This window comes from Streptomyces hazeniae (assembly GCF_031845485.1).
GTDB lineage: Bacteria > Actinomycetota > Actinomycetes > Streptomycetales > Streptomycetaceae > Streptomyces > Streptomyces hazeniae.
Map to the genome: position 1 here is coordinate 25,165 of NZ_JAVREQ010000016.1, position 26,065 is coordinate 51,229.

General features: G+C 73.2%; 24 protein-coding genes. 9 read left to right on the plus strand and 15 right to left on the minus strand.

The window, feature by feature from the left end:
- Positions 1–7: 7 nt before the first annotated feature.
- The 5 genes from RM572_RS17870 to rarD all read left to right on the plus strand — a co-directional run bounded on the left by RM572_RS17870 (position 8) and on the right by rarD (position 6,593).
- A complete protein-coding gene (locus RM572_RS17870) occupies positions 8–1,372 on the plus strand; it encodes a sensor histidine kinase (RefSeq protein WP_311674457.1) in 1,365 nt (454 codons plus the stop codon).
- Positions 1,373–1,516: 144 nt separating this feature from the next.
- Complete coding sequence (locus tag RM572_RS17875; protein ID WP_037790666.1) at positions 1,517–2,212, plus strand: response regulator transcription factor; 696 nt, start codon at positions 1,517–1,519, stop codon at positions 2,210–2,212.
- 145 nt (positions 2,213–2,357) lie between these two features.
- Positions 2,358–4,307 carry a 2-oxoacid:acceptor oxidoreductase subunit alpha gene (locus RM572_RS17880; RefSeq protein WP_311674363.1) on the plus strand — a complete coding sequence of 650 codons (1,950 nt, stop codon included), beginning with the start codon at positions 2,358–2,360 and terminating at the stop codon, positions 4,305–4,307.
- A gap of 103 nt (positions 4,308–4,410) precedes the next feature.
- The gene (locus tag RM572_RS17885) at positions 4,411–5,427 is read left to right on the plus strand and encodes a 2-oxoacid:ferredoxin oxidoreductase subunit beta (protein ID WP_311674458.1); all 1,017 of its coding nucleotides are present in this window, start codon (positions 4,411–4,413) and stop codon (positions 5,425–5,427) included.
- A 143-nt stretch (positions 5,428–5,570) separates the two neighbouring features.
- Positions 5,571–6,593 (plus strand): EamA family transporter RarD, encoded by a 1,023-nt coding sequence (rarD, locus tag RM572_RS17890; RefSeq protein ID WP_311674364.1) that lies wholly within the window; start codon positions 5,571–5,573, stop codon positions 6,591–6,593.
- 300 nt (positions 6,594–6,893) lie between these two features.
- Here rarD and RM572_RS17895 read toward each other — a convergent pair whose 3' ends face one another.
- The gene (locus RM572_RS17895; protein ID WP_311674365.1) at positions 6,894–7,217 is read right to left on the minus strand and encodes an ankyrin repeat domain-containing protein; all 324 of its coding nucleotides are present in this window, start codon (positions 7,215–7,217) and stop codon (positions 6,894–6,896) included.
- Between the two features lie 257 nt (positions 7,218–7,474).
- On the opposite strand from RM572_RS17895, the gene RM572_RS17900 reads away from it, so the two are divergent.
- Positions 7,475–8,965, plus strand: a complete 1,491-nt coding sequence (locus RM572_RS17900) for an FG-GAP and VCBS repeat-containing protein (RefSeq protein ID WP_311674366.1) — start codon at positions 7,475–7,477, stop codon at positions 8,963–8,965.
- Between the two features lie 71 nt (positions 8,966–9,036).
- On the opposite strand, the gene RM572_RS17905 is transcribed toward RM572_RS17900, so the two are convergent.
- From RM572_RS17905 to RM572_RS17965, 13 genes are all read right to left on the minus strand, one after another.
- Positions 9,037–9,453, minus strand: coding sequence for an SRPBCC family protein (locus tag RM572_RS17905; RefSeq protein WP_311674367.1), 417 nt, complete (start codon positions 9,451–9,453; stop codon positions 9,037–9,039).
- 5 nt (positions 9,454–9,458) lie between these two features.
- The gene (locus RM572_RS17910; RefSeq protein WP_311674368.1) at positions 9,459–10,058 is read right to left on the minus strand and encodes a CGNR zinc finger domain-containing protein; all 600 of its coding nucleotides are present in this window, start codon (positions 10,056–10,058) and stop codon (positions 9,459–9,461) included.
- A gap of 47 nt (positions 10,059–10,105) precedes the next feature.
- Positions 10,106–10,579, minus strand: coding sequence for a hypothetical protein (locus RM572_RS17915; RefSeq protein WP_311674369.1), 474 nt, complete (start codon positions 10,577–10,579; stop codon positions 10,106–10,108).
- The gene (locus tag RM572_RS17920; RefSeq protein ID WP_311674370.1) at positions 10,576–11,460 is read right to left on the minus strand and encodes an STM4011 family radical SAM protein; all 885 of its coding nucleotides are present in this window, start codon (positions 11,458–11,460) and stop codon (positions 10,576–10,578) included. The genes RM572_RS17915 and RM572_RS17920 overlap by 4 nt, the downstream gene beginning before the upstream one ends.
- A gap of 14 nt (positions 11,461–11,474) precedes the next feature.
- Positions 11,475–12,869, minus strand: a complete 1,395-nt coding sequence (locus RM572_RS17925) for an STM4012 family radical SAM protein (RefSeq protein ID WP_311674371.1) — start codon at positions 12,867–12,869, stop codon at positions 11,475–11,477.
- Positions 12,869–13,669, minus strand: coding sequence for an STM4013/SEN3800 family hydrolase (locus RM572_RS17930; RefSeq protein ID WP_311674459.1), 801 nt, complete (start codon positions 13,667–13,669; stop codon positions 12,869–12,871). The genes RM572_RS17925 and RM572_RS17930 overlap by 1 nt, the downstream gene beginning before the upstream one ends.
- A 49-nt stretch (positions 13,670–13,718) precedes the next feature.
- Positions 13,719–14,858: an STM4014 family protein gene (locus tag RM572_RS17935; protein WP_311674372.1), complete on the minus strand. Its 1,140-nt coding sequence runs from the start codon at positions 14,856–14,858 to the stop codon at positions 13,719–13,721.
- Complete coding sequence (locus RM572_RS17940) at positions 14,839–15,789, minus strand: STM4015 family protein (protein ID WP_311674373.1); 951 nt, start codon at positions 15,787–15,789, stop codon at positions 14,839–14,841. The genes RM572_RS17935 and RM572_RS17940 overlap by 20 nt, the downstream gene beginning before the upstream one ends.
- A 228-nt stretch (positions 15,790–16,017) precedes the next feature.
- A complete protein-coding gene (locus RM572_RS17945) occupies positions 16,018–16,524 on the minus strand; it encodes a phospholipase (protein WP_311674374.1) in 507 nt (168 codons plus the stop codon).
- 190 nt (positions 16,525–16,714) lie between these two features.
- Positions 16,715–17,617, minus strand: coding sequence for an ABC transporter permease (locus RM572_RS17950; RefSeq protein ID WP_311674375.1), 903 nt, complete (start codon positions 17,615–17,617; stop codon positions 16,715–16,717).
- Complete coding sequence (locus RM572_RS17955) at positions 17,604–18,647, minus strand: ABC transporter ATP-binding protein (RefSeq protein WP_311674376.1); 1,044 nt, start codon at positions 18,645–18,647, stop codon at positions 17,604–17,606. Before RM572_RS17955 ends, RM572_RS17950 begins: the two co-directional genes overlap by 14 nt.
- Positions 18,648–18,751: 104 nt before the next feature.
- Positions 18,752–20,110 (minus strand): LolA family protein, encoded by a 1,359-nt coding sequence (locus tag RM572_RS17960; RefSeq protein WP_311674377.1) that lies wholly within the window; start codon positions 20,108–20,110, stop codon positions 18,752–18,754.
- 467 nt (positions 20,111–20,577) lie between these two features.
- Positions 20,578–21,588 (minus strand): polyprenyl synthetase family protein, encoded by a 1,011-nt coding sequence (locus RM572_RS17965; protein WP_311674378.1) that lies wholly within the window; start codon positions 21,586–21,588, stop codon positions 20,578–20,580.
- Between the two features lie 239 nt (positions 21,589–21,827).
- Here RM572_RS17965 and fahA point away from each other — a divergent pair, with 239 nt between their 5' ends.
- The 3 genes from fahA (at position 21,828) to RM572_RS17980 (ending at position 24,323) form a co-directional block, all read left to right on the plus strand.
- Entirely contained in the window at positions 21,828–23,024 is a 1,197-nt protein-coding gene (fahA, locus tag RM572_RS17970) for a fumarylacetoacetase (RefSeq protein WP_311674379.1), read from the plus strand.
- Positions 23,025–23,150: 126 nt separating this feature from the next.
- Positions 23,151–23,744: a hypothetical protein gene (locus RM572_RS17975; protein ID WP_311674380.1), complete on the plus strand. Its 594-nt coding sequence runs from the start codon at positions 23,151–23,153 to the stop codon at positions 23,742–23,744.
- A 72-nt stretch (positions 23,745–23,816) separates the two neighbouring features.
- Positions 23,817–24,323 carry a hypothetical protein gene (locus RM572_RS17980; protein ID WP_311674381.1) on the plus strand — a complete coding sequence of 169 codons (507 nt, stop codon included), beginning with the start codon at positions 23,817–23,819 and terminating at the stop codon, positions 24,321–24,323.
- A 91-nt stretch (positions 24,324–24,414) separates the two neighbouring features.
- Here the strand turns inward: RM572_RS17980 and nuoN are convergent, their stop codons facing one another.
- The gene (nuoN, locus tag RM572_RS17985) at positions 24,415–26,064 is read right to left on the minus strand and encodes an NADH-quinone oxidoreductase subunit NuoN (RefSeq protein WP_027764540.1); all 1,650 of its coding nucleotides are present in this window, start codon (positions 26,062–26,064) and stop codon (positions 24,415–24,417) included.
- Between the last annotated feature and the right edge of the window lies 1 nt (position 26,065).

Genomic DNA, 26,065 nt, shown 5'->3' on the forward strand with positions numbered 1-26,065 from the left:
GACGACCATGACGTACACCGCTGTTCCGTCCGCCGCCGGCCGCGGCGCCGCCGCGGCCCGTCGCGGGCCGTCGGCCCGGCTGCTGCTCGCGCCGGTCTCCGGCCGCGCTTGGCGGGAGTACGGGTACGTCGCGACCGGCATGGTCGTGACGCCGTTCGCCTTCGCGTTCGCCGTGGCGATGCTGTCCGCCGGCGCGGGACTGCTGGTCACGTTCCTCGGTGTGCCGGTGCTGGCCGCGGGCCTGGCCGGGTGCCGGGCGCTGGGGCGGCTGGAGCGGGCCCGTGCCCGGGCGCTGCTGGGCATGCGGGTCGACGAGCCGGAACCCGTTCGGGTTGCGCAGCGCAAGCCGGGAGCGGTGGCGCTGATGGGTGCGGTGCTGCGGAGCGGGGTGTCGTGGCGGAGCATGCTGTACGCACTGCTGCACCTCCCGTGGGCGGTGTTCTCCTTCTCCCTGACGGTGAGCTTCCTCGCCACCGGCTGGACGGCGTTCCTCTATCCGGCCTGGCACTGGGTCTTCCCCACCTTCACCGACCAGCCGGGCCTCCAGATGTGGGAGGCCCGGCCCGGCGAGAACTGGTACCTCGAGACGCCGACCGATCTGGTGATGGCGTGCACGGCCGGTCTGCTCGTGGTGCTGGCCACGCCGTGGCTGGTCCGGGGCCTGACGACGGTCGACCGGCTCGCCGTGCACGGCCTGCTGGGACCCTCCCGGCTGACGACGCGGGTGCGGGAGCTGGAGTCGGACCGGGGGGTGGTGGTCGACACCGCCGCCGCCGACCTGCGCCGCATCGAACGCGACCTGCACGACGGCGCCCAGGCCCGCCTGGTCTCCCTCGCCATGGAACTCGGCCTCGCCAAGGAGAAACTCCTCGAAGACCCCGAGGCTGCGGCGAAAATGGTCGGCGACGCCCACGGCGAAGTGAAACTCGCCCTCCAGGAGCTGCGCGACCTCGCACGCGGCATCCACCCCGCCATCCTCACCGACCGCGGCCTCGGCCCCGCCCTCACCACCCTCTCCCGACGCTGCACCGTCCCCGTCACCCTCACGGTGGACCTCGGTGCGGCCCGCCCCGCACCGGCGATCGAGGGGATCACCTACTTCACAGTGTCGGAACTTCTGCAGAACATCGGAAAGCACGCTGGCGCCGAGCACGCGGTCGTCGACGTGTGGTGCACGGCGGACCGGCTGCTGCTCCAGGTGACCGACGACGGCAGGGGCGGCGCACAGGCGTCTCCCGGGTCCGGACTGGCGGGGCTGGCGGAACGGCTGGACGCCGTCGACGGGCTGCTCGTCGTCGACTCCCCCGCAGGCGGGCCGACCACCGTCACCGCCGAGCTGCCCTGGCGGGACCCGGACCCGGCGCCCCGCTGAGGCGCCCTGCAGGGACCTCGCGCCCCCGTACGGCCCGCGTGCGCAACCCTTCCGGAGCACGACGGCGTCCCCCCGGCGAGGAGGGCCGCTGGGATACTGGGACCGCCGGGATGCGCCCGGCGCGGGTGGGGGCCGGGGAGCCATATGGAGGACAGGGTGCGTGTCGTCATCGCCGAGGACTCGGTGCTGCTGCGGGAGGGGCTGACCCGGCTGCTCACCGACCGTGGTCACGAGGTGGTCGCGGGCGTCGGCGACGCGGAAGCGCTGGTCAAGACGATCGACGAGCTGGCCTCGGACGATTCCGGGGGCGGGAGCGGGTCCGGCGGGCTGCCGGACGTGGTGGTCGCGGACGTGCGGATGCCGCCGACGCACACCGACGAGGGGGTGCGGGCGGCGGTGGCGCTGCGCCGGGCGTACCCGGATCTGGGGGTGCTGGTGCTGTCGCAGTACGTGGAGGAGCAGTACGCGACCGAGCTGCTGGCCGGCTCCAGCCACGGGGTGGGCTATCTGCTGAAGGACCGGGTGGCGGACGTCCGCGAGTTCGTCGACGCGGTCGTGCGGGTGGCGCGGGGCGGCACGGCGCTGGACCCGGAGGTGGTGGCGCAGCTCCTGGGCCGCAGCCGCAAGCAGGACGCGCTGGCCGGGCTGACGCCGCGGGAGCGCGAGGTGCTGGGCCTGATGGCGGAGGGGCGGACGAACTCGGCGGTCGCCGCGCAGCTCGTCGTCAGCCACGGCGCGGTGGAGAAGCACGTCAGCAACATCTTCATGAAGCTCGGACTCTCCCCGAGTGACGGAGATCACCGGAGGGTGCTGGCGGTTCTCCGTTACCTGAATTCCTAGGTCAGAAAGGGCGCTGGGGAATCCCGTTCCCGGTGAATCTGTTGTTTGTCTCAGAATCCGTTCCACTATGTGGCCGGGACAAGGAAGGCGACCCTTACCCACGTACGATGTCGACGAGCCGCAGCCTCGAGGGAGGTCCGAATCCGTGACCAGTCAGGTCAACAGTCCAGCCGGCGCAGAGACCGGCGCCGGACAGCCGTCCCCGGCCGGGGCGGAGACCGTGAAGGAGGTCCGCCGACTGGACCGGGTGATCATCCGGTTCGCGGGTGACTCCGGCGACGGCATGCAGCTCACGGGTGACCGGTTCACCTCGGAGACCGCCTCGTTCGGCAACGACCTCTCCACGCTCCCCAACTTCCCCGCCGAGATCCGCGCCCCCGCCGGCACCCTGCCGGGCGTCTCCAGCTTCCAGCTGCACTTCGCGGACCACGACATCCTCACCCCGGGCGACGCGCCGAACGTGCTGGTCGCGATGAACCCGGCGGCGCTGAAGGCGAACCTCGGCGACGTGCCGCGCGGCGCGGAGGTGATCGTCAACACCGACGAGTTCACCAGGCGCGCGATGGCCAAGGTCGGCTACGAGGCCTCGCCGCTGGAGGACGGCTCGATGGACGGGTACAGCGTGCACCCGGTGCCGCTGACCACGCTCACCGTCGAGGCGCTGAAGAGCTACGACCTGTCGCGCAAGGACGCCGGTCGCTCGAAGAACATGTTCGCGCTCGGGCTGCTGTCCTGGATGTACAACCGGCCGACGGAGTCGACCGAGAAGTTCCTGCGCACCAAGTTCGCCAAGCGGCCGGATCTGGCGGAGGCGAACGTCGCCGCGTTCCGCGCGGGCTGGAACTTCGGCGAGACCACCGAGGACTTCGCGGTCTCCTACGAGGTGGCCCCGGCCACCTCGGCGTTCCCCGCCGGCACCTACCGGAACATCTCCGGGAACCTGGCGCTGTCCTACGGACTGGTCGCCGCGTCTCAGCAGGCGGACCTCCCGCTGTTCCTGGGCTCGTACCCGATCACTCCGGCCTCGGACCTGCTGCACGAACTGTCCAAGCACAAGAACTTCGGCGTGCGCACCTTCCAGGCCGAGGACGAGATCGCCGCGATCGGCGCGGCCCTGGGTGCGGCGTTCGGCGGTTCGCTGGGCGTGACCACCACCTCCGGCCCCGGCGTGGCGCTGAAGTCCGAGACGATCGGCCTCGCCGTGTCGCTGGAGCTGCCGCTGCTGATCGTGGACGTGCAGCGCGGCGGGCCCTCGACGGGGCTGCCGACCAAGACCGAGCAGGCCGACCTGCTCCAGGCCATGTACGGGCGGAACGGCGAGGCGCCGGTGCCGATCGTCGCCCCCGCGACGCCGGCCGACTGCTTCACCGCGGCGCTGGACGCGGCGCGCATCGCGCTGACCTACCGGACCCCGGTCTTCCTGCTGTCCGACGGCTACCTCGCCAACGGCTCCGAGCCCTGGCGGGTACCGGAGCCGGACGAGCTCCCGGACCTGCGCACCCAGTTCGCCACCACGCCGAACCACGAACTGGCGGATGGCACCGAGGTGTTCTGGCCGTACAAGCGCGACCCGCACACGCTCGCCCGCCCGTGGGCGGTGCCCGGCACGCCCGGCCTGGAGCACCGGATCGGCGGCATCGAGAAGGCCGACGGCTCCGGCAACATCTCCTACGACCCCGAGAACCACGACCGCATGGTGCGCACCCGCCAGGCCAAGGTGGACGGCGTCGAGGTCCCCGACCTGGTCGTGGACGACCCGACGACCGACGCCACCGACGGCCCGGCACGCGTGCTGGTGCTCGGCTGGGGCTCGACGTACGGCCCCATCACCGCCGGCGTGCGGCGCGTGCGGCGGGACGAGGGCCGGATCGCGCAGGCCCACCTGCGGTACCTCAACCCCTTCCCGAGGAACCTCGGCGAGGTCTTGCGGCGGTACGACAAGGTGATCGTCCCCGAGATGAACCTCGGCCAGCTCACCGCCCTGCTCCGCGCGAAGTACCTGGTCGACGCGCAGTCCTACACCCAGGTCCGCGGCCTGCCGTTCAAGGCCGAACAGCTGGCGGACGTCTTCAAGGAGGCCATCGGAAATGCCTGAGCAGCAGCTCACCGCGGCCCCGGAGGCCGGGGAGAACCACCAGGGGAGCCACCCCGGTAACCCCCTGCTCTCCCTGGTGCCGAAGGCCGAGGGCAAGCAGTCCATGAAGGACTTCAAGTCCGACCAGGAGGTCCGCTGGTGCCCCGGCTGCGGTGACTACGCCGTGCTCGCCGCCGTGCAGGGATTCATGCCGGAGCTGGGGCTGGCGAAGGAGAACATCTGCTTCGTCTCCGGCATCGGCTGCTCCTCGCGCTTCCCGTACTACATGAACACCTACGGGATGCACTCCATCCACGGCCGCGCTCCGGCCATCGCCACCGGTCTCGCGGCCGCGCGGCGCGACCTGTCGGTGTGGGTGGTCACCGGTGACGGCGACGCGCTGTCCATCGGCGGCAACCATCTCATCCACGCGCTGCGCCGCAACGTGAACCTCAAGATCCTGCTGTTCAACAACCGGATCTACGGTCTGACCAAGGGGCAGTACAGCCCGACCTCCGAGGCCGGGAAGATCACCAAGTCCACGCCGATGGGCTCGCTCGAGGCGCCGTTCAACCCGGTGTCGCTGGCGATCGGCGCCGAGGCGTCGTTCGTGGCCCGCACGGTCGACTCCGACCGCAAGCACCTCACCGAGGTGCTGCGGCAGGCCGCCGACCACCCGGGCACCGCCCTCGTGGAGATCTACCAGAACTGCAACATCTTCAACGACGGCGCCTTCGAGGTGCTGAAGGACAAGAAGCAGGCCCTGGAGGCGGTGATCCGGCTCGAGCACGGACAGCCGATCCGGTTCGGCACCCCGGCGGAGGACGGCCTCGGCACGAAGGGCGTCGTGCGCGACCAGGCGACCGGCGACCTGCGGATCGTGGACGTCACCGAGGCGGGCACCGACGGCGTGCTCGTGCACGACGCGCACGCCGAGTCGCCCACCACGGCCTTCGCCCTCTCCAGGCTGGCCGACCCGGACACGCTGCACCACACGCCGATCGGCGTGCTCCGCAACGTGCGCCGGCCGGTCTACGAACAGGAGATGGAGGAGCAGTTGGAGGCCGCCGTCGAGCAGAACGGCAAGGGCGACCTCGGTGCGCTGCTCGCCGGCAGGGACACCTGGACAGTCGTCGGCTGAACCGGCCGACCGGCCGACGGGCCGCAGGGCTCCGCAGTCTCCACGGGACCCCGCGCGTCATGACCGTTACGCGAAAACGGGAATGACAGGCGGGGTCCCTCGGCGTTACCTTCGACGAATCGTTTCTTCCGGAGGTGTGCCCCATGTCGTCGTCGAGCGAGACCCGCGGCGGTCTGGTCTACGGAATCGCCGCGTACGGCCTCTGGGGGCTCCTTCCGCTCTACTGGCACCTCCTCAAATCCACCGGCGCGACGGAAGTGCTCGCGCACCGCATGGTGTGGTCGCTGCCCACCGCGCTGCTGCTGCTCGCCGCGCTGCGCCGCTGGACGTGGATACGCGCCCTGGTGCGGCAGCCCCGTAGGCTGGGACTGCTGCTGCTCGCCGCGATCTTCATCTCCCTGAACTGGGGCATGTTCATCTGGTCGGTCACCCAGGAACGCGTCCTGGAAGCCTCGCTGGGCTACTTCATCAACCCGCTGGTCTCCATCGCCTTCGGCGTCCTCCTGCTCCGTGAACGCCTGCGTCCCGCCCAGTGGACGGCCGTCGGCATCGGCGCGATCGCCGTGGGCGCGCTCTCCGTCGGCTACGGCCAGGTGCCGTGGCTGTCCATCGCCATGGCGTTCAGCTTCGCCACGTACGGGCTGGTCAAGAAACAGGTGAAGCTGGACGGGGTGGAGAGCTTCAGCGCCGAGACGGCCCTGCAGTTCCTGCCCGCGCTCGGCTTCCTGATCTACCTCGCCGCACAAGACCAGTCCAGCTTCACCACGGACGGCCCCGGCCACGCCGCGCTCCTCGCACTGTCCGGACTGGCCACCGCCGTGCCCCTGATCCTCTTCGGCAACGCGGCCGTTCGGCTGCCGCTGTCCACGATCGGGCTGCTGCAGTACATGGCGCCGGCGTTCATGTTCGTGCTCGGGGTGACCGTGTTCCACGAGCCGATGCCGCCCGAGCGGCTGACCGGCTTCCTGCTGGTGTGGGCCGCGCTGGCTCTGCTCACCTGGGACGCGCTGCGGGCCGCCCGCCGGGGGCGGCGGGCGCTGCGCGAGGTGCGCGGCGCGGGGGCGGGGGCGGGTGCGGGTGCGGGGGCCGCGCGGCAGGCGGCCGGGGCGACGGCGGAGCCGCTTGCGGCCGGCGCCGAGGGGCGGCGGGGCCCGGGGCGGGGCTGACGCCGGGGCCGGGTGGGGTTGTTCCCGGTGGCTGGTGTGTGTGGGTGTGGGTCGGGGGCGTGGGCTGCGGTCCGGGCCGACGACCCGGAAACCCATGATGTACGGGCCGCGTTCTCAGCGAACAATAGGCACGACTCTTACTTCGCGGCCCACACATCACGGGCAAGTGTTTCCGGGCGCATCGGCCCTGCCCTCCGCCCACGCCCCCTCACGTCCCACGCCGCCGCCCCCGGCCCACCCCCGTGCCCTTGAGAGGGGGGAACGTTGATCCGGGCGTGGCCACAGCCTTCCGGGCAACCCTCAGGTGAAGCGAAGCAGAAGGCGCTTCGCCATCCCGTGCCCGTACTCCGCGGCCGTATCGAGCGCACTGTGTCCCTCGGGCCCTCGCAGCGTGGGCGATGCGCCATAGGCCAGCAGCACGGCGATGAGGACGACGCCCATTTCTCGATCGCCCTGGATCGCCGTATCGGCCTCGTGGTCCACGGCGTGAGCCAGAAGCGTCATCGTCGAGCAGACTTCATCGGGGTCGGCTCCCCCGTCCAGCAGGCGGGCCAGTTCCTGCACGTCGCCGTCTTCGACTGCCTGGTGAGCCTCGGTCCACGGGTTGTCGAGCGGGAACGTCATGCGTGCATAACCCCAAGCATCGGCTCGTCTGCGGTCGTTGGACGGGGCTCTACCCGGGCCGGGACCATCCTCGGTGTTCCTCGCCCGTGGGTCCAGTGACGCCGGCCGGAGCCGGGGTGGAGGCGTGAAGGGGGTGTGACGGTTCGGGCGGGGCGGGTGGGCGGCGTACAACCGGGGCGGCCGGTCGTGGGTCCAGGTGGTTACGGATGGGCACACGCCCGGACTGACCAGCCGGGCCCCGACTCCGAGGAGAACGCATGTCCCGTCGTCACACCGCCGCGCGCGGCCTCGCGTGCGCCGTCGCGGTACTGGCCGCCACAGCCGGCTTCCAGCCGGTGCAGGCCGCGCCCGCCCGGCCCGGGGGCCCTGCGGCCGATCCGGGCCCCTCGGTCCCCGCCACGGGGTCCGCGCCGTCCCGGGAGGTGCGCGAGGACTTCAACGGGGACGGCTTCGAGGACCTCGCCGTGGCGGCCCTTCGTCACGCGGAGAACACCGGGTACGTCGCCGTGGTGTACGGGTCGGCCACGGGCCCGGACCCGGCCACGGCGACGGTGATCGACCAGGCCACGCCCGGTGTCCCCGGCGAACCGGAGACGGGTGACTGGTTCGGCGCGGTCCTCGAAGCGCGCGACCTGGACGGAGACGGGTACACCGACCTCGCCGTTTCGAGCACGGGGGAGACCAGCGAGGACCCGCGCGGGGGCGGCTCCGTGACCCTGCTCTGGGGGTCTTCGGACGGTGTCACCGGCGAGGGCGCGGTGCTGATCGCCGCGGAGGAGGGCGACTGGGGCGTCGGCACCCACCTGACGGGCGGCGACTTCGACGGTGACGGCCACGCCGACCTGCTCACCTACCGCGCCGGGGACGGCTACAGCGTGCTGCACGGGCCGTTCGGCCGGGACGGGCGGTGGGCGCGCGAGCAGCAGGTGGAGCTTGAGGGTGCGCTCAGCATCGTCGCGGGGGACATGAACGGCGACGGTGCCGACGACGTGGCGGCCTTCCGTTCGTTCGAGGAGATGGCCGAACCGGGCGAGCTCTTCTCGGGCGGGCCGGACGGGCTGACGTACGAGCGGCGGCTCCCCAAGGGAGCGACCGGCGACGTCGCCGACTTCGACGGTGACGGCTACGGCGACCTGGCCTACCGCGAGGTGCCGGGCGGTGTCGTCGAGAACCTGCCCTGGGACTCCGGCACCGTGAAGGTGATGTACGGCGGCCCCGACGGGCCGGGCGCGCGCACCGCGTCCTTCACCCAGGCGACCCCGGGCGTGCCCGGCGCGAACGAGGAGGAGGACCAGTTCGGCGGCACCCTGACCGCCGGCGACGTGGACGGCGACGGCTTCGCCGACCTCGCGGCGGGGGTGCCGTACGAGGACATCGGCGACCTGGACTCCGCGGGCTCGTTCGTCGTGCTCAAGGGCGGGCCGAAGGGTCTGAGCGGCAAGGGGGCCCAGGCGATGAGCCAGAGCTTCGCCGGTGTGCCCGGGGCGGCGGAGGCCGACGACCGGTTCGGGGGTGCGGTGCGGCTGCGGGACTTCGACGGCGACGGCTTCGCGGACCTGGCCGTCACGGCGCCGGACGAGAACGACGGCAGCGGCGCCGTCTGGTCCTTCCCCGGCAGCCCGGCGGGCGTGACGACCGACGGGGTGCGGTCGTTCGGCCCGGCGGTGCTCGGCGGCTCGGTGCCCGAGGCGGGGCTCGGCCTGCGGCTGTCCGGTACCTCGTACGCGCCGCTGTGGCAGTACGAGTGACACCGCACGGCTCCTGAACGGCCCGCCGCGTGCATCCGCGCGGCGGGCCGTCGCCGTTCCGGAGAACCGGTTCAGCCGGTGAGGGCGTCGGTGACGGCGTCCATCACGGAGCGCCAGTGGGCGCGTTGCCGTTCGCGTTCGGCGGCGTCGGCGAGGTGCTCCTGGTGGAAGCGGAGCACCGTGCGGGCGCCGGCCGTGCCGGGGGCGGGCGAGACGGCGACCTGGAGGGTGGTGTCGTGCGCCCAGCCGGGCGGGCGCCAGGTGAGGCGGACCCGGTCGGCGGGCCGGAGGCTGCGCAGTTCGCCGCGGACGCCGTCGGGCGTCTCGTAGGCCGCGCCCTTGTCGCGGGGCAGCCGCGCGCCCGGGCCCAGCCAGAGGGCGAGGCCCTCGTCGCAGGTGAGGAAGTCCCACACCGCCTCCGGCGGCAGGGGAAGGGTCTTCGAGACGCCGATCTGCCAGCCGGCGTCCCGGGTGAGTCCGGTGGGCATGGTGCTCACTCCTCGTCGTGGCGGGCGCGGTGGGCCCGCACCTTGTGGCGGTTGCCGCAGTTGCGCATCGAGCACCAGCGGCGGCGCCCGGGCCGTGAGGTGTCGACGAACAGCAGGAAGCAGTCGCCGGCCCCGCACTCGCGGATGCGGTCGGCGTGCGGGCCGGAGAGCAGGTCGACGGCGTCGCGGGCGACGGTGGACAGCAGGGCCTCGCCGGTGACGGGGGCGGCCCAGCGGCGCGTGCCGTCCCCGGCCAGGGCGGGGGCGAGTGGCGGTGCGGCGGCCGCGGCGTTGACGGTCTCCAGGTCGGCGGGCGGTGCCGGTCGGCCGTGGGCGCGGGCCTGGGCGAGCCGCAGGAGTGCGTTGCGCAGGGCGCGGGCGGCGGTGACGTCGGCGTCGGTGAGGCCGTCGGGCGCGGGTGGGGGCGTGAGCCTGCTGCGGGCCGCCCAGGCGGCCAGGTCCTCCGGCCGGTGCAGCACCTCCCAGCGGGCGAACGCCCCCGGGCCGCCGGTGGGCAGCAGTTCCAGGCACAGGGCCCCGGGGTCGAAGAGATACGGCATCCCTTCGGGGGTCCGGAGCGTGAGTCCCGTGCCGACGGCATGCATGTAACCAGTATAGATGGTTACCGGTCGTCCGGCGAGTCCCGCGCCACCTACCGGACGGGTCCGTCGCCGGTGCCGTCTCCTGCCGGGAGGTCCCCGCGCCGCGTGAAGACGCACCGCTCGTCCCAGTTGTCCGGGTCCCCGACGAGGTGGAGCATCACCAGCTCTCCGTCGTCGTCCCGGACGGCGAACTGCAGAGGCCGGGTCCCCCGGTCGACCTTGAAGTCGAAGGTCGGCGAACCGTCAAGGTCTTCATCGAGCGTCCACGTGCCCTCCCCGGACATGCGGTGTACGCGGTCGTCGTCGCTCCACACGTCCTTGTACGGAAAGTTCGCGAACCACACGACGCCGTCACGCGCGACGTCCAGCGACGCTTTGCAGTCGGCTGCCTTCCACCGGCCCACCGCCTGGTCCGCCGTCACGGGCTCGGTCGGGAGGGACAGGCCGAGGCTGCACCCGGTCGCAGCCAGAAGCAGGAGGGCGACGGCGCCGCTACGGCGGAAGGCGAGGGACGTGCGGGTCATCGGGCGGCTCCGGGGGCGCGGGGCGGGTGGGTGAGAGCCGCCGGGGTGGGGATGCGTTCGAGGACGCCGCCGGCGAAGGTGTCGTACAGGGGAAGGGAGGCGAGGTGGACGTAGCCGATGTGGCAGTCGCAGACGGCCAGCGGGCAGGTGCGTGGGCGGAGCGCGGCGCGGTAGGAGCCGTCGTAGAGGTTGCCGAGGACGTCCGGCACGAAGTGGCAGCGGCGCACGGTGCCCTCGCCGTCCACGGAGACGACCGACTCGCCCGTGCGGCAGGGCAGTCCGGCGCTGCGGTGCGGGGTGCGGCTGTAGCCGAAGAGCGGGTCGATCCCCGTCCACACGGCGGCCTCCGCGTCGGTGTAGGTGTGTCCTTCGGCGGCGTTGACCCACAGGTAGACGTGGTCGGGCAGGTCCGCGCGAAGCCGGCGGGCGTGCGGCAGGTGCGCGGGCAGGCCGACGACGCCGACGCTGAACCGGACTCCGCGCGCCGCGAGGTCGCGGCACCTGGCCAGGAACCTCTCGTACGGGGTCTGGCCGGGGTGGTAGGTGCACCACAGGGCGAGGGTGGCCGGATCGGCGTCGTCGAGCCATCCGGTGCGGCAGCTGAGGTTGGTCTGGATCGCCACCCGGGCCACGTGCGGCATCCGGGAGAGGGCGACCAGGGCGCGCCGGTACCAGGAGCGCACCAGGCCCTCGCCCCACGGGGTGAACAGCACCGAGAGCCGGTCGCCGTCCTGGGCCGCCACCCAGGCGGTGAACCGTTCCAGGGCGGCGCGGTCGGCGTCGAGCTGGGCGCGGCTGTCGCGCCGCTTGGCGAACGGGCAGTAGGGGCAGTCGTAGTCGCACGAGGCGAGCGGGCCCCGGTAGAGCAGCGTCAGGTCCATGGACGGCTCCGCGGTCACTTGGCGGAGTAGGCGGCCATGGCCGCGCGGACGGCGGGTGAGAAGAGCATCGGACCGAGCGCGTCGGAGTGGGCCAGGCCCTCGGCCGACAGCCGCAGCCGCGTCACCGGCGCCGCGTCGTCCAGCCAGCCGCGGGCGGCGAACGCGGCCAGCTCGCCGGGGAAGTGGTCGTGCGGCGGCGCCCCGAACCGCTCGGCGTACACGGGAAGGTGCAGTCCGTCGGCCTGCAGCAGCGACTGGAGGAGGTGACGGCGGCGCGCCTCGTCCTCGTCGATGCGGCGGCCGTATTCGGCGTACGCGAAGTCGGCGGCGGGGCGCCCCACGTAGTCGTCGACCAGGGTGCGGATCTCCCGCATGTCGACCGCGTAGTCGAAGGAGTAGTGCAGGCCGGAGGTGTAGGAGCGGGCGCCGCAGCCGAGGCCGACCATGCCGTCGGTCTGGCAGGCGTGGTCGCCGGTCCCCGTGTCCGGGGCGTCGGCGCGGCGGAACATCCGCATCGAGACCTGCTGGTATCCGTGGGCGAGGAGGTGGTCCCGGCCGTGCCGGTACAGGCGCAGCCGGCGCGCGTCCCACTCCGGGTCCGTCTCCCCGGCGCGCCCGGCGCGGCCGAGACCGGTGAGGGGGCGCACGTACAGCGGGTAGAGGTACAGCTCCTCGGGCCGCCAGGCGAGCGCGGCGTCCAGCGAGTGCGTCCAGCTCCGCTCGGTCTGCCCGTCGATGCCGTAGATCAGGTCGATGTTGAGCACCGGGATGCGGCTGCGGCGTATCCGCTCCAGCGCCGCGTCCACGTCGGCACGCCGCTGGGGCCGTACGGCTGCCCGCGCCTCGGACGGGTCGAAGCTCTGCACCCCGAGGGACAGGCGGGTGGTGCCGCGCGCCTCCAGCACGGCCAGCCGGTCCGCGGTGACGGTCGAGGGGGAGGCCTCCACGGAGAGCGGCACGTCCGGATCGGCCAGGCGGACGCCCGTACGGCGCTCGGCGAGGTCGCAGAGCCGGTCCAGTTCGGCGGCGGTGAGGAAGGTGGGCGTGCCGCCGCCGAACGCGGCGGCGGCGAACCGGACCGGCCGGTCGCCCAGCGCCTCGCGCACCGCACCGGCCTGCCGTTCCAGCGCGTCCAGGTAGGCGGTGGTCAGGCCGTCGGGAGCACCGATCCGGGTGAAGAGGTTGCAGAAGCCGCAGCGCACCTCGCAGAAGGGGATGTGCAGGTAGAGCGAGAGGGCGTCGACCGGCTCGTCGGCCCACTCCGCGTGCAGCGCGGGGCGGGGGTCCAGCCGGCCGTAGGCGGTCTTGTGCGGGTAGGCGTAGACGTAGCTCGCGTACGGCCGTACGGGGTCGGGTGGGGTGTCGGCGCGGAGGCCGGGGGCCGGGGTGGGCGTGCCGGTGGGGAGCATCAGGGTTCCAGGAAGAAGTGGGCGTAGGGGACGGTCCAGACGACCTCGTGGCCGAGCCGGTGGCCGGTCCAGCCGTCGTCGCCGTAGGCCGTGCCGTGGTCGGAGCAGACGATGGCGAAGCACCGGCCGCGGCGGCGCACTGCGGCGAAGAGCCGTCCGATGTGGCGGTCGACGTACTCCAGGGCCGCGGCGTGGCTCTCGCGCGAGTCGCCCGACTCGGCTGTGCCGCCGGGGAGGTGGAACCAGTTCGGCTGGTGGAGGGCCGCGACGTTGACGAAGAGGAACAGCCGCTGGTCCGCCGGCACGGACGCGGCGATCCGCTCTGCCTGCCGGACCTGCGCCTCGAAGGAGGTGGGCGAGGCGACGCCGAACTCCGGTTCCCAGTGGCTCTCCTGGAAGAGGCCGGGCAGGACCGAGCCCAGGGCACCGCGCTTGCTGAAGAATCCCGTGCCGCCGACGCATGCCGTGCGGTAGCCGGCCCGGGCGAGTCCGGAGACCAGGTCGGGTGCGTCGTGGACCCAGGTGTGCGGTGCGGTGGTCTCGCTGCCGGCGAAGGCGGCGGCGAACAGCCGCGGGTGCGGGCCCGGCGTCGCGGGGGTGGGCAGGAATCCCGCGAAGATGGCCTGGTGGGAGGCGTAGGTGAAGCTGCCGGGCGCGTGCCGCTTCTCCCACCGGCCGCCCGGCAGATGGCGGGCGAGGTGCGGCAGGCGGCCCGCGGCGGCGAGTTCGGCGGCGACGTCGTAGCGCAGGGTGTCCAGCGTGACGAGCAACAGGTCGTGGCTGCCGACCACGTGATTCATGTCGGGCGGACCGCCGCCGGGCCACGACGCGGCTTCAGGCGGCGCGGCGTCAGGCGGCGGCATCGGCGGCCTCCTCGCGCCGGACGGCGTCGACCTGTGCCGCGTAGGCGTCCTGCCCCTCCGCACCGCCGCCGGGGAACCCGGTGAGGCCGGGGAGCAGGTCGCCGAAGGCGTTGACCTCGCCGACGGCGAAGCGGCGCCAGCCGGTGCGCGGGAGCAGGTCGACGCCCACGCACAGGGTGCGCGGGAAACAGGCCGCGGCCCGCTCGCAGGCATCCAGCGCGTCCCGCCAGCGCCCGCCGGCAGCCTCGACGGCCGTGCGGGCCCGGGCCAGGTCGCCGCGCCGCCCGCCGAGGTGCAGGTTCGTCATCGGGTGCCGGCTGGTGCGGACGACCGCGTGGGTGGCGCGTCCGCCGACGACCACCACCCGCAGGTCCGCCGCCCGGCCGTGCTGCGCGGCCTTGGGCAGCCACTGCTCGAGGTGGAGGCCGTCCGGGGCGAGGACGTCGACCAGGCGGGCGATCTCCCGCTCGGTGCGCAGCGTCCGCACCCGCAGCGAGTTGAACAGCCTTCCGTCTCCGTCCTGTTCGGCGGAGGTGACCGCCTGCATGCGTCCCCCGGGGCCGCGTGCCCAGGCCACGACGCCGGACGCGGACGAGCCGTGCGCGGGCTTGAGGAAGGCCCGTCGCAGGCCGGCCCCGTCCAGCAGCCCGCGCACCTCCTCCCAGCAGGAGGGCCGGGGAGCCCGCGGCCCCGAGGTGGGGGACGCGGGCACGGTGACACCCGCGGCCGCCGTCACGCCGTGGCACAGCCGCTTGTCGAACAGCACGGCCAGCTCGCCCGGGTCGTCGAGCAACCGGGCGCCCGCCTCCCGGGCGGCGCGGCCGATGCCGTCCACCGCCGCGGTGAAGGCCCGGTACCAGCGGGCGGTGCCCTCGACCCGGGCCCCGTCGGCCGTACCGCGCAGCAGCCGGTCGGCCTCGGCGTTCTCGCCGGGCGAGTCGATGCGCACGGTCTCCCCCGCACGGAACGACGCGCCCGCGCGCAGCACGTCGGCCCACGGCAGCACCCTCGGCGCCGGCAGGCCGGCGGCCCGTACGGCGTCGGCGAACAGCGTCACCCGGCGGTTGGCCGGGTTCCCCACCACTGCGAACCGGGTGGCGCGGCCGCTACTCGGCGACGGCGACATAGCGGTAGGTCTCGCCCCGGTACTCGTCCGGCTTCGTCTGCTCGGACACGTCCACCCGGACACCCGGGAACGCCTCGGGAAGAGCCGCCGTCATCGCGTCGGAGAGGAAGTGGAAGTGCAGGTCGAGACGCCGCAGGTGGGAGAGGGCCGCGCGCCCCTTCAGCAGCGCCTCGCCGCCGGTGTCGGTGAGCACGCCCATGGACAGGCTCAGCGAGGAGAGCCGCGCGACGACCGGTGCGGCCACCACCGCTGCGGCGACCTCGTCCTGGATCGGGCTGTTCTGGATGCCGAGGTGACGCAGGCGCGGCAGCCGCTCGCCGCCGAGGATGGCGGACAGGTCCCCGACCTCGGTGTCGCCGCCGTAGTTCGGGTCGCCCAGCCACAGTTCGAGGTTCTCCAGGGCGGGCAGGTCGCTCTCGCCGATACCGCGCACCACCGCGCCGGGCAGCCCGCCGGTCTCCACGAGGAGCGTGTGCAGCGCGTCGTGGCGCAGAGCCGGGAAGCGCAGGCCCGTGCCGCCGCGTATGCCCAGCACCTCCAGGCCGGGGAAGGCGTGCAGCAGCGGCGTCACGTCGTCGTGCTCGATCCAGGAGATCTCGTTCTGTTCCTGGTCCTGGTCGCCGAGGAAGAAGGCGCGCAGCGAGGTCAGCCGGTCCTTGGCGCCGGTGATCAGCCCGACCACGGCGGAGGAGTCGTTCTCGTAGCACTCCCCCCAGACGCCGACGAGGAGGGCGCGGACCGCCGACAGGTCGACCGTGCGGGCGAAGCGCTCCCAGCACTCCTGGAACGATTCGTCGTCGTCCCCGTACGGGTCGACCGACAGCCGCCAGGCCACCGCGTCGGCGGCGGGCAGTTCCTTCCGGTCGCCGGGCGCCGGGAAGTCCCATACCGGCAGACCGCCCAGCTCTTCCATGAGCCCCACTCCGGACATCGTGTCTCCGTTCGTACCCCGTGGCGAATGACGCTCTGTCTATCAGGCGGGTCTGACAGGCGGTTCGGCAGGCGTCGGCAGGGTCGGCAGGGTCGGCAGCCTTCGGCAGGCGGCCGGAGACGAAGGAGGCGCGGACGGTGGCCGGCGGGCCGAATGCCGCCGGGGCACGCCGAAGCCCGGCGCGCCGTGTGGGGGTGCGGCGGGCCGGGCTCCGGGAAGCGTGCGGCGTCAGTGGGCCTCGGCGACCGCGGCGGGCACCTTGTCGGCGTACCGCGGGGCGTCGGCGGCGGAGATGCCGAAGATCGACACGGCCTGGTAGTAGGTCCACGCGGTGGCGTTGCAGGAAGTCTTCGTGGCGCCGGAGTAGCCGTTGCAGACGCGCTTCAGGTCCTCGTAGAAGGCGCTGTCGATACGCGACTTGTTGGCGTCGAACTGGCCCTCGGCCTTGTAGTTGCGGTAGCCGAAGTCATGACGGATGCACGAGTTCTCGAACGGGAAGCCGAACGGGTTGTCCGGCGAGCTGCTGCACTTGTCCGTGCCCCAGTCGAAGCCGTACTGGGCGTACGAGCCCTGGTTCGCCCGGGCGCTGTGGAACGCGGACGAGCTGGACGAGCTGGTCTGGCTCCAGTCCGACATGAGCTGGAGCTTGGTGGCCGCATTGGCGGGCGCGGCGAGAGCGAGCACGGCGGCAGCACTCGTTGCCACGGACATGCCAAAAATGGACCGACGACGCATCCGTTCCTCCGAGGGGGGAAGGCGGCCCGATGAGGCCGCGGACGAAGGGAGTCACGCCTCTCCCGGCGTGCGGAGAAGCCCGGCCAGTGTCCAAGGCCGCACTGTCACATCGCCGTCAACACACTGACACCGCAGGTCGGATGGGTGACGCAGGCCACTCCCCCGGATCCGCCGCGTTCCCGCCGGGGGCTCAGGCGGTGACGTCGCGCGCGGTGAAACGGGCCCACGCGGCGGAGCCGAACACCGCGACGTACAGGGCCTGGAGGCCGAGGTTCCGCCACACCGGCTCCCACAGGACGGGGTCGCGCAGAAGGTCCGCGAAGGACAGCCAGTGGTGCGGGAAGAGGTAGGGGTGCACGGCGTCCAACTGCGGGATCTGGTCCAGGATCTGCACGGTGATCAGCAGCCCCACGGTCGTCGCCATCGCCGCGATGCCGCTGTTGGTCAGGGTCGAGACGAACAGGCCGATCGCCGCCAGGCCGAGCAGCGACGCCGCGACCACGAGCGCGATCGCCAGCGCCCGCAGCAGTCCCTGGGTCAACGGGACGGAGGTGCCGGACAGCAGCGTCACCTCGCCGAGCGGGAACAGCAGCGCGCCCACCGCCAACGCGGAGAGCGCCACCACGAGTGTCGCCGCGACGCAGAACACCGCCACCGAGACGAACTTGGCCAGCAGCAACCGGGTACGGCCCGCCGGCGCGACGAGCAGGTACCGCAGCGTCCCCGCACTGGCCTCCCCCGCGACGGAGTCGCCGGCGATCACACCGACCGCCATCGGCAGGAAGAACGGCAGGGTGGCGGCCAGCGCCGTGAAGACCAGGAAGAGGCCGTTGTTGGTGACCTGGGTGATGAACGCCGGTCCGCCCCCGCCGCTTCCGCCCCCCGAACCGTCGTCGCCCGTCTCGATCTTCACCGCGATACCCACCAGCGCGGGCACGGCGACGAGCACGCCGAGCAGCGCCAGCGTCCGCCAGCGGCGGAAGGTGAGGACGATCTCGCTGCGGAGCAGGCCGGACGGCCGCAGCAGCCGCCGCCCTGGCGCCGGGGCGGCCGGACGCGGCGCGCCGCCCCGGGTGAGTTCAGCCTGCGACATCGAAGCCCTCCCCGGTGAGTGCGACGAACGCGTCCTCCAGCGAGGCGTTCTCCTGACCGAAGGCCCGGACGCGTACGCCCGCACGGACCAGTGCCGCGTTGAGGTCGGCGAGGTCGAGCGGGTCGCCGTCCGGGGCTCCCGCGCCCGCGCCGGCCGCGGCCCCGTCGGCTCCGGCGTTGCCGTGCCCCGGTGCCGGTACCGGTGCCGGCAGTTCGCCGGTGACCCGGTTCTCCTCGACCGTGACGTCCGTGACGCCGTGCTCCTTCAGGAGGCGGGCGGCCTCCGCGGTGTCGGGGGTGCCGACGGCCAGCCGGCCGCGTACGCCCGCCGACATCTCGGCGACCGTGCCCTGCGTGACGAGCCTCCCCCGGTGCATCACGGCGGTGTGCGTGCACACCTGCTCGATCTCGTCCAGCAGATGGGAGGAGAGGAAGACGGTGATGCCGTCCGCGGCCAGTTCGCGGACCAGGGCGCGGATCTCCCGCATGCCCTGCGGGTCCAGGCCGTTGGTCGGCTCGTCCAGCACCAGCAGCTCGCGCGGCTGGAGCAGGGCGGCGGCGAGGCCGAGCCGCTGCTTCATCCCCAACGAGTACGCCCGCGCCTTCTTGCCTGCCGCCGCCGCGAGACCGACGCGCTCCAGCGCCTCCCCCACCCGCGCGGACCGCGTACGGGGGTCGGCGTCCGGGTCGGCGGCGTCGTACCGCAGCAGGTTGTCCCGGCCGGAGAGGAACCCGTACAGCGCCGGGCCCTCGATCAGGGCGCCGACGCGCGGCAGCACCCGACGGGCGGCCGACGGCATCGGCTCGCCCAGCAGCCGTGCGGTGCCGCGCGTCGGCTCGATGAGGCCGAGCAGCATGCGGATGGTCGTGGTCTTGCCCGAGCCGTTCGGCCCCAGGAAGCCGAAGACGCTCCCGCGCGGCACGGCGAGGTCCAGGCCGTCGACGGCGAGCTGACCGCCGCGGTAACGCTTGGTCAGCCCGGTCGTCTCGACGACCGTGGCGGCTTCCGCCGCTCCCGCCGCGTCCGCCATCCCGCCTCCGCCCGCTTCCCCGAGAGTGGTGTGGTGAGTCGGCCCCCCGTGCCGCCGTCGGCCGGCCGTGGAGCGCCGGGCCGGCGGCGGCACGCGGGCCGGTGCTACTTCGCCTCGTTCGCGGCCTCGACGAGGCCCTCCTTGGTGACGGCACCCGCGTACACCGTGCCGTCGTCCGTGATCAGGACGTTGAACAGGCGCGTCTCGAAGACCCGGCCGGTCCCGAAGTCGCCGTTCACCTTGTCGGTGAAGCCGTCCAGCATCCGCTGCCCGCGCGGGTCGCCCAGGTCGTCGAGCCCGGACAGAGCCTTGCCGCCCTTGCCCTCGCCCTTCACCTCGGGCGCCTCGATGCGGGCCACCGTGCCCCAGCCGTCGCCCAGCATCTCCAGGCCGCCGCCGCCGAACTCGGGCAGGGCGCCGTTCATCGGCCCGTCGAGGTCCTTCGGCTTCTGCGAACCCTTCGCGCCGTGGTCGAGCTTCTTCTCCGTGACGTCCGCGCCCTTCGGGGGTTCGAAGGTGAAGGTGCCGGCGTCCGGCCGGGCGAAGTCGACCTCGGTGTAGGCGACGTCGACGATCGCCTTGCCGCCCTCGTCCGGCATCAGCCGGACGCTGAGCGGCGCGCCGTTCTCGGCGTCCACGGCGATGCGCAGCGAGCCGACCGTGGAGTGCGCGGCGTCCTTCGGCGCGACGACCAGCTGGTACGCGTCCCGGCCGGCCACCTTGGCGGTGCCGTCCACGGTCACCGACGTCGACTCGTCCGCGAGGTCGAGGGCCTTCTGTGCGGCCTCCTTCGGCGTGAGGTCGCCGAGACCGTCGGGCAGTTCGTGCTTCCCGCCGGCCTTTCCGTGATCGCCGGAACCCTCGGGGGCGACGGCGTGGAACGCGGAGTTCGACGCACTGTCGTACGCCCACAGTTCGTCGCCGTTGCGGATCATGCTGTACTCGGCGGCGTCCTCCACGAGGGAGACGCGCTGCTTCTCGGGGCCGTCGGCGGCCACCCGCAGCGTGTGCTCGCCGGAGGCCAGCTCCATCAGCTTGGCCGTCGGCGCCGCGGGGCTCTCCTCCGCCCCCTCGCCCTGCTGCTGTCCGGCGCCGCCCTCCGAGGAGCGGTCACCGCCGCCGAACGGGCTCCCGCCCCGGTCGCCGCCACCGCCGCCGAGGCCGTCCGGCAGCGCCGGCAGGCCGAGGTCGGTCTGGACCCGTACGGTCCCGGACAGCTGGTCCACGTCGGAGGCGGCCATCTTGGCCACCAGCTCCTCGGCGGTGATCTTCGGCAGGTCGGGGGCGCCGCTGTCCGCGAGGGCCGGCACCAGGCCGATCGTCGCCGCGGCGAGGCCCGCCACGGCGACCGGTACGCCGTAGCGGACGGCCTTGCGGCGTGGCCCCCGCGTGCCCGGAACGCCCGGTACGGAGTCCTCCCCCTGGCCGTCGTCGGCCGGGTTGTGCGGTTGGATCTGTGCCATGTGAGCCCTACCTCCGTCGTCGGCGGCGGTCGTGCGGGTCATGCGGGTCGCGCCCGGTCGCACGGGTCCATCCCAGCCGCCATTGTCACCCGAGTCGGTGCGGGATGGTCACTCCATACGACCAGATCCACTGAGGGTGGGACGTCCGCCGAGGGGAGCAAGTTCCCGTACGCCCACGGGAGGAGACGGGTACCCCCGCGGGGCGGCTTCTCCCGTGTGCGTGTGCGGGCCACGGGTTTCCGGGACTCCGTCCTTCCGGCCTGAGCACGGGCACCGGTCCTCCCGCGCCACGGGGGCGTCCGCGCCCGGAGGAGGGCTGCGGAGGCGTAGGGGAGCAGCCGGGGGTGGTGAAGGACGCCGTCCCGCCGTCCCGGCCGGGCAGGAGGTGGGACCGGCCCCGGTCCCGGTCACGACCGCGCGACGGAGGGCGAGAGCTCCGGAGGCGGCGGGGCCCGAGGGGGAAGCGCTCAGCCCGCGCGGTGGACGACCGCGGCGCAGAGGTCGGACAGGGCCGCCTTGGCCGGTCCCTCCGCCAGGGGCTCCAGCATGGCCCGCGCCTCGTCCGCGTACCGCACGGTGTCCCGCCGGGCCTGCACCATCGCCGGGTGCGCCCGCAGCCCCGCCAGGGCGTCCCCGAGACGGGCGTCGTCGTCGAGGTCGCCCTCGAGCAGCGCCAGCAGGGCACGGTCCTCCGGAGAGCCGCCCGCCTCGGCGAGGGCCCGCAGGTGCAGCACGGGCAGCGTGGCGATGCCCTCGCGCAGGTCCGTACCGGGCGTCTTGCCGGACTCGTGGGAGTCGCTGGCGATGTCCAGCACATCGTCCGCCAGCTGGAACGCGGTGCCGATGCGCTCGCCGTACTGGGTGAGGACGGAGATCGTCCGCTCGTCGGCCCCGGCCATCATGGCGCCGAAACGGCAGGCCACGGCGATCAGCGAGCCTGTCTTCCCGGAGAGGACGTCGAGGTAGTGGTCGATGGCGTTCTGGCCGGCCGACGGGCCCGCGGTCTCCAGGATCTGGCCGGTGACCAGCCGCTCGAACGCCTGGGCCTGGATGCGTACGGCCTCCGGGCCGAGGTCGGCGAGGACCTGGGAGGCGCGGGCGAAGAGGAAGTCGCCGGTGAGCACGGCGACGGAGTTGTCCCAGTTCGCGTTGGCGCTGGCCACGCCGCGGCGCACGGCGGCCTCATCCATCACGTCGTCGTGGTACAGGGTTGCGAGGTGGGTCAGCTCGACCACCACCGCTGAGGGGACCACGCCCGGCGCGTGCGGGTCGCCGAACTGCGCCCCGAGCATCACCAGCAGCGGCCGGAACCGCTTGCCGCCGGCCCGTACGAGGTGCTGGGCAGCACCCGTTATGAACGGCACGTCGCTCTTGGTGGCCTCGAAGAGGCCCTCTTCGACGGCCGCCAACCCCGCCTGGACATCGGCTTCGAGGGCCGTGTCCCGCACGCTCAGCCCGAAGGGCCCGACGACGGTCACGAGGGGTACTCCTGTCTACGCGGCTTGTTCGCATCATCCGCACCGGCGCGGCGGCAGTTGCCGCCGTCACGGGCAGCGTAGCCGGTCGCGGAACGATCACGACCGGCGCGTACCCCCCCGCGCACCCGGCCGGGCGGACGGCTCCGCCCGCCCGGTCGATACGCTGCCCGGTGGGCGCCTCCCCGGACGTGCCCGAGCCCTGACCGGCGACGAACCTCGAAGGCGAGGCACCTGAGACGATGACCGAAGCCATCCCGTTCGACCTGCCCGGAGACGACCTCTTCGGCCTCGACAACCTGCCGTACGGCGTCTTCACCACCTCCGGCGCCCCGGACCTGCACCGCATCGGGGTGCGCTTCGGCTCGCACGTGCTGGACGCCGGCGCCGCCGCCGAGGCGATGGGCTCCGCGCACGCCGAGCTGCTGAAGGCCCCCACCCTGAACCCGCTGATGGCCGCGGGACGGCCGACCTGGCAGGCCGTCCGCGCGGACCTGCAGAACTGGCTGGGCGACCCCGGGCACCGCGCGACGGTCGGCGGCCACCTCGTTCCGCTGGCCGACGTCACGCTGCACCTGCCGTTCGAGGTCGCCGACTACGTCGACTTCTACGCCAGCGAGCACCACGCCACCAACGTCGGGAAGATCTTCCGGCCCGACGGCGATCCGCTCACCCCGAACTGGAAGCACCTGCCGATCGGGTACCACGGCCGGTCCGGCACCGTCGTGGTGTCCGGCACGCCTGTGGTGCGACCGCTGGGGCAGCGCAAGCCCAAGGACGCGCCCGCACCCTCCTTCGGCCCCTCGCAGCGGCTGGACATCGAGGCCGAGGTCGGCTTCGTCGTCGGCACCCCCTCGGCGATGACGACGCGCGTGGGCCGGCAGGACTTCCGCGAGCACGTCTTCGGCGTGTGCCTGCTCAACGACTGGTCCGCGCGCGACCTGCAGGCCTGGGAGTACGTCCCGCTGGGGCCGTTCCTCGGCAAGTCCTTCGCCACCTCCGTCTCCGCCTGGATCACGCCCCTGGAGGCGCTGGAACAGGCCCGCACCGAGCCGCCCGCCCGCGACGTCCCGCCGCTCCCCTACCTGGACGACAGCGGGGAGAAGGACGGCCTGGACATCCGGATCACCGTGACGCTGAACGGCGAGCAGGTCTCCGAGCCGCCGTTCTCCGCGATGTACTGGACGGCCGCGCAGCAACTCGCGCACATGACGGTGAACGGCGCCTCGCTGCGCACCGGGGACCTCTTCGCCTCCGGCACGGTCAGCGGCCCGGAGCCGGACCAGCTCGGCTGCCTGCTGGAGCTCACGGCCGGCAAGGGTCCCTTCCTCTCCGACGGCGACGAGGTCGTCCTCACGGCCTGGGCACCGGGACCGAACGGCACCCGCATCGGCCTGGGCGAGGTCTCCGGAACGATCGCCGCGGCCCCCGCGGAGTAGCCCGTCCGGCCCGCTGTCCAGCCCCCGGGAAAGCGTTCGTCGTCACAGTCGCGGACGCGCGCCCCCTGCTAGTTTGTCGTGACCCTGCACACACGGGGGTACGGCATTCGTATGGGAGGGGCGCGCGTGCGCAGAACACGGCTCGGCCTGGGCGCGGCCGCGGGCACCGCGGCGCTGGCACTGCTGATCGGCGGCTGCGGCAGCGACGGCGGCGACGGCTCCCACGGCGGCAAGGACAAGGACCAGGGCTCCACGTCCACCGGCGGCGGCTCGGGCGACGGCGGCTCCGGGAGCGGCGACGGCGGCAAGGACGGCGGCGGCTCCGACGGCGGCACCACCCAGGGCGAATCCTCCGGGGGCGGTGCGGACACCGGCGGGGACGGCGGCTCGGGCGACGGCGGCTCCGGGGGCGGCGACGACGCGGCGGCGCCCTTCCAGGGCCCCTGGGCCTCCGGCATGAAGGGCGCCGAGGGCGAACTGCTGGTCCTCATCTTCAACGGCACCAAGGTCTCGCTGGCCGGCCCCGAGGTGGCCTGCCAGGGCACGCTGAAGGCCGGCGACGGCCCGGCGAAGCTGGACCTGAAGTGCCGCGACGCGAACGCCGGCTACACCTCCGGCACCGTCACCGAGATCGACGACAAGGGCCTCACCGTGAAGTGGGGGTCGGGCGGGACCGCGGAGTTCGTGAAGGGCGCCGCCCCGGTCGGTCCCCCCGAGTGACGACGCGACGCCGAGCCGTCACCCCCGCCTGCTAGGTTGCTCCGTGACCTGATCACTACGGAGGGGAACCACGTGCGCACAACGGCACGCGTGTCGGGGGCGGCCGCGGTCATCGCGGCCGCCCTGTTGCTGACCGGCTGCGGCAGCGACGGCGGCGGGGAGAACAGCGACAAGGGCGGCGCGGAGCAGTCGTCCGGCGAGGGCGGCGCGTCCGCGCTGAAGGGCGCCTGGCTCTCCGGCGAACTCACCGACCGGGACCACAAGATCCTCGTGTTCGTCGAGACGGGCGGCAACGTCAACCTCTCCACCGAGGACGCCGACTGCACCGGCACCTACGCCGCGGACGCCGACCCGGTGACGCTGGAGATGGTGTGCGCGAAGGGCTCCGGCTTCGAGAAGGGCACCGTCGAGAGCGTCGACGGCGACACCCTCACCCTCGCCTGGGAGTCCGGCGGGAGCGACACCTTCACCCGCGCGGAGAGCTCCCTGGAGGACCTGCCGACCGAGATGCCGTCGGACCTCCCCACCGAGGAGATCCCGGACCTCCCGTCGGACCTGCCCAGCGGCCTGCCGGAGTAGCGGCTCCGCGGCGGGCGACCCGCACGAACGCCGGACGGCCCGCCACCCCTCGAGGGGTGGCGGGCCGTCCGGCGTTCGCGTCGCAACGGCGCTACCGGACGAAGACGCTCGCCTGGCCGGCCAGGTCCAGGAAGTACTGGGGCGCCACACCGAGCACCACGGTCACCGCGACGCCGAGGCCGATGGCCGACATCGTCAGCGGGCTCGGCACGGCGACGCTCGGCCCGTCCGCCTTCGGCTCCTGGAAGAACATCAGCACGATCACCCGGACGTAGAAGAACGCCGCGATGGCCGAGGAGATGACGCCGACCACCACGAGTGCGCCCGCGCCGCTCTCCGCCGCGGCCTTGAACACCGCGAACTTGCCGGTGAAGCCGGAGGTCATCGGAATGCCCGCGAACGCCAGCAGGAACACCGCGAAGACGGCCGCGACCAGCGGCGAACGGCGGCCCAGCCCGGCCCACTTGGACAGGTGCGTGGCCTCGCCGCCCGCGTCGCGCACCAGCGTCACGACGGCGAACGCGCCGAGCGTGACGAAGGAGTACGCCAGCAGGTAGAAGAGCACCGAGGAGACGCCGTCCTCCGAGGTGGCGATCACACCGGCGAGGATGAAGCCCGCGTGCGCGATGGAGGAGTACGCCAGCAGCCGCTTGATGTCGGTCTGGGTGATGGCGACGATCGCGCCGCCCAGCATGGTGACGACGGCGACGCCCCACAGCACCGGCTCCCAGTCCCAGCGCAGGCCCGGCAGCACCACGTACAGCAGCCGCAGCAGGGCGCCGAAAGCGGCGACCTTGGTGGCGGCGGCCATGAAGCCGGTGACCGGGGTCGGGGCGCCCTGGTAGACGTCCGGGGTCCACATGTGGAACGGCACCGCGCCGACCTTGAAGAGCAGGCCCATCAGCACCATCGCCCCGCCGATCAGCAGCAGCACGTCGTTGCCCATGGTGCCCGCCAGCGCGGGGTCGGTGGTCGGGTTCGCGTTGCCGACGACCCGCGCGATGCTCGCGTAGTCCACGGCGCCCGCGTAGCCGTACAGCAGCGCGATGCCGAAGAGCATGAAGGCGGACGAGAAGGCTCCCAGCAGGAAGTACTTCACCGCCGCCTCCTGCGACAGCAGGCGGTTGCGGCGGGCCAGCGCGCACAGGATGTACAGCGGGAGGGAGAAGACCTCCAGCGCGATGAAGAGCGTCAGCAGGTCGTTGGCGGCCGGGAAGACCAGCATGCCGCCGATCGCGAACAGGGCGATCGGGAACACCTCGGTGGTGGTGAACCCGGCCTTCACCGCGTCCCGTTCGCCCTGCCCGCCCGGAACGGCGGCGGCCTGCGCGGCGAACGAGTCCACCGGCCGGCCGTGGGCGGACGGGTCCAGCCGCCGTTCGGCGAAGGTGAACACCGCGACCAGACCGACCAGCAGCACCGTGCCCTGGAGGAACAGCGCCGGGCCGTCCACCGCGATGGCGCCCATCGCGGCGAGCTGGGCCTGGTCGGTGGCGAAGCCGTTCAGCCCCAGCGCCAGCACCGCCGCGAAGGCGGAGGCCAGCGCGGCCACGGTCAGCAGCGCCTGGGCGCCGTACCGGAACCGGCGGGGCAGGAACGCCTCGATGAGGATGCCGACGATCGCCGCGCCGAGCACGATCAGCGTCGGGGAGAGCTGGGCGTACTCGATCTTCGGGGTCGGGATGCTCCCGGGCTCGGCCGCCTGTGTCCACAGGCTGTGGACGGCGTGCGTCGTACTCAGA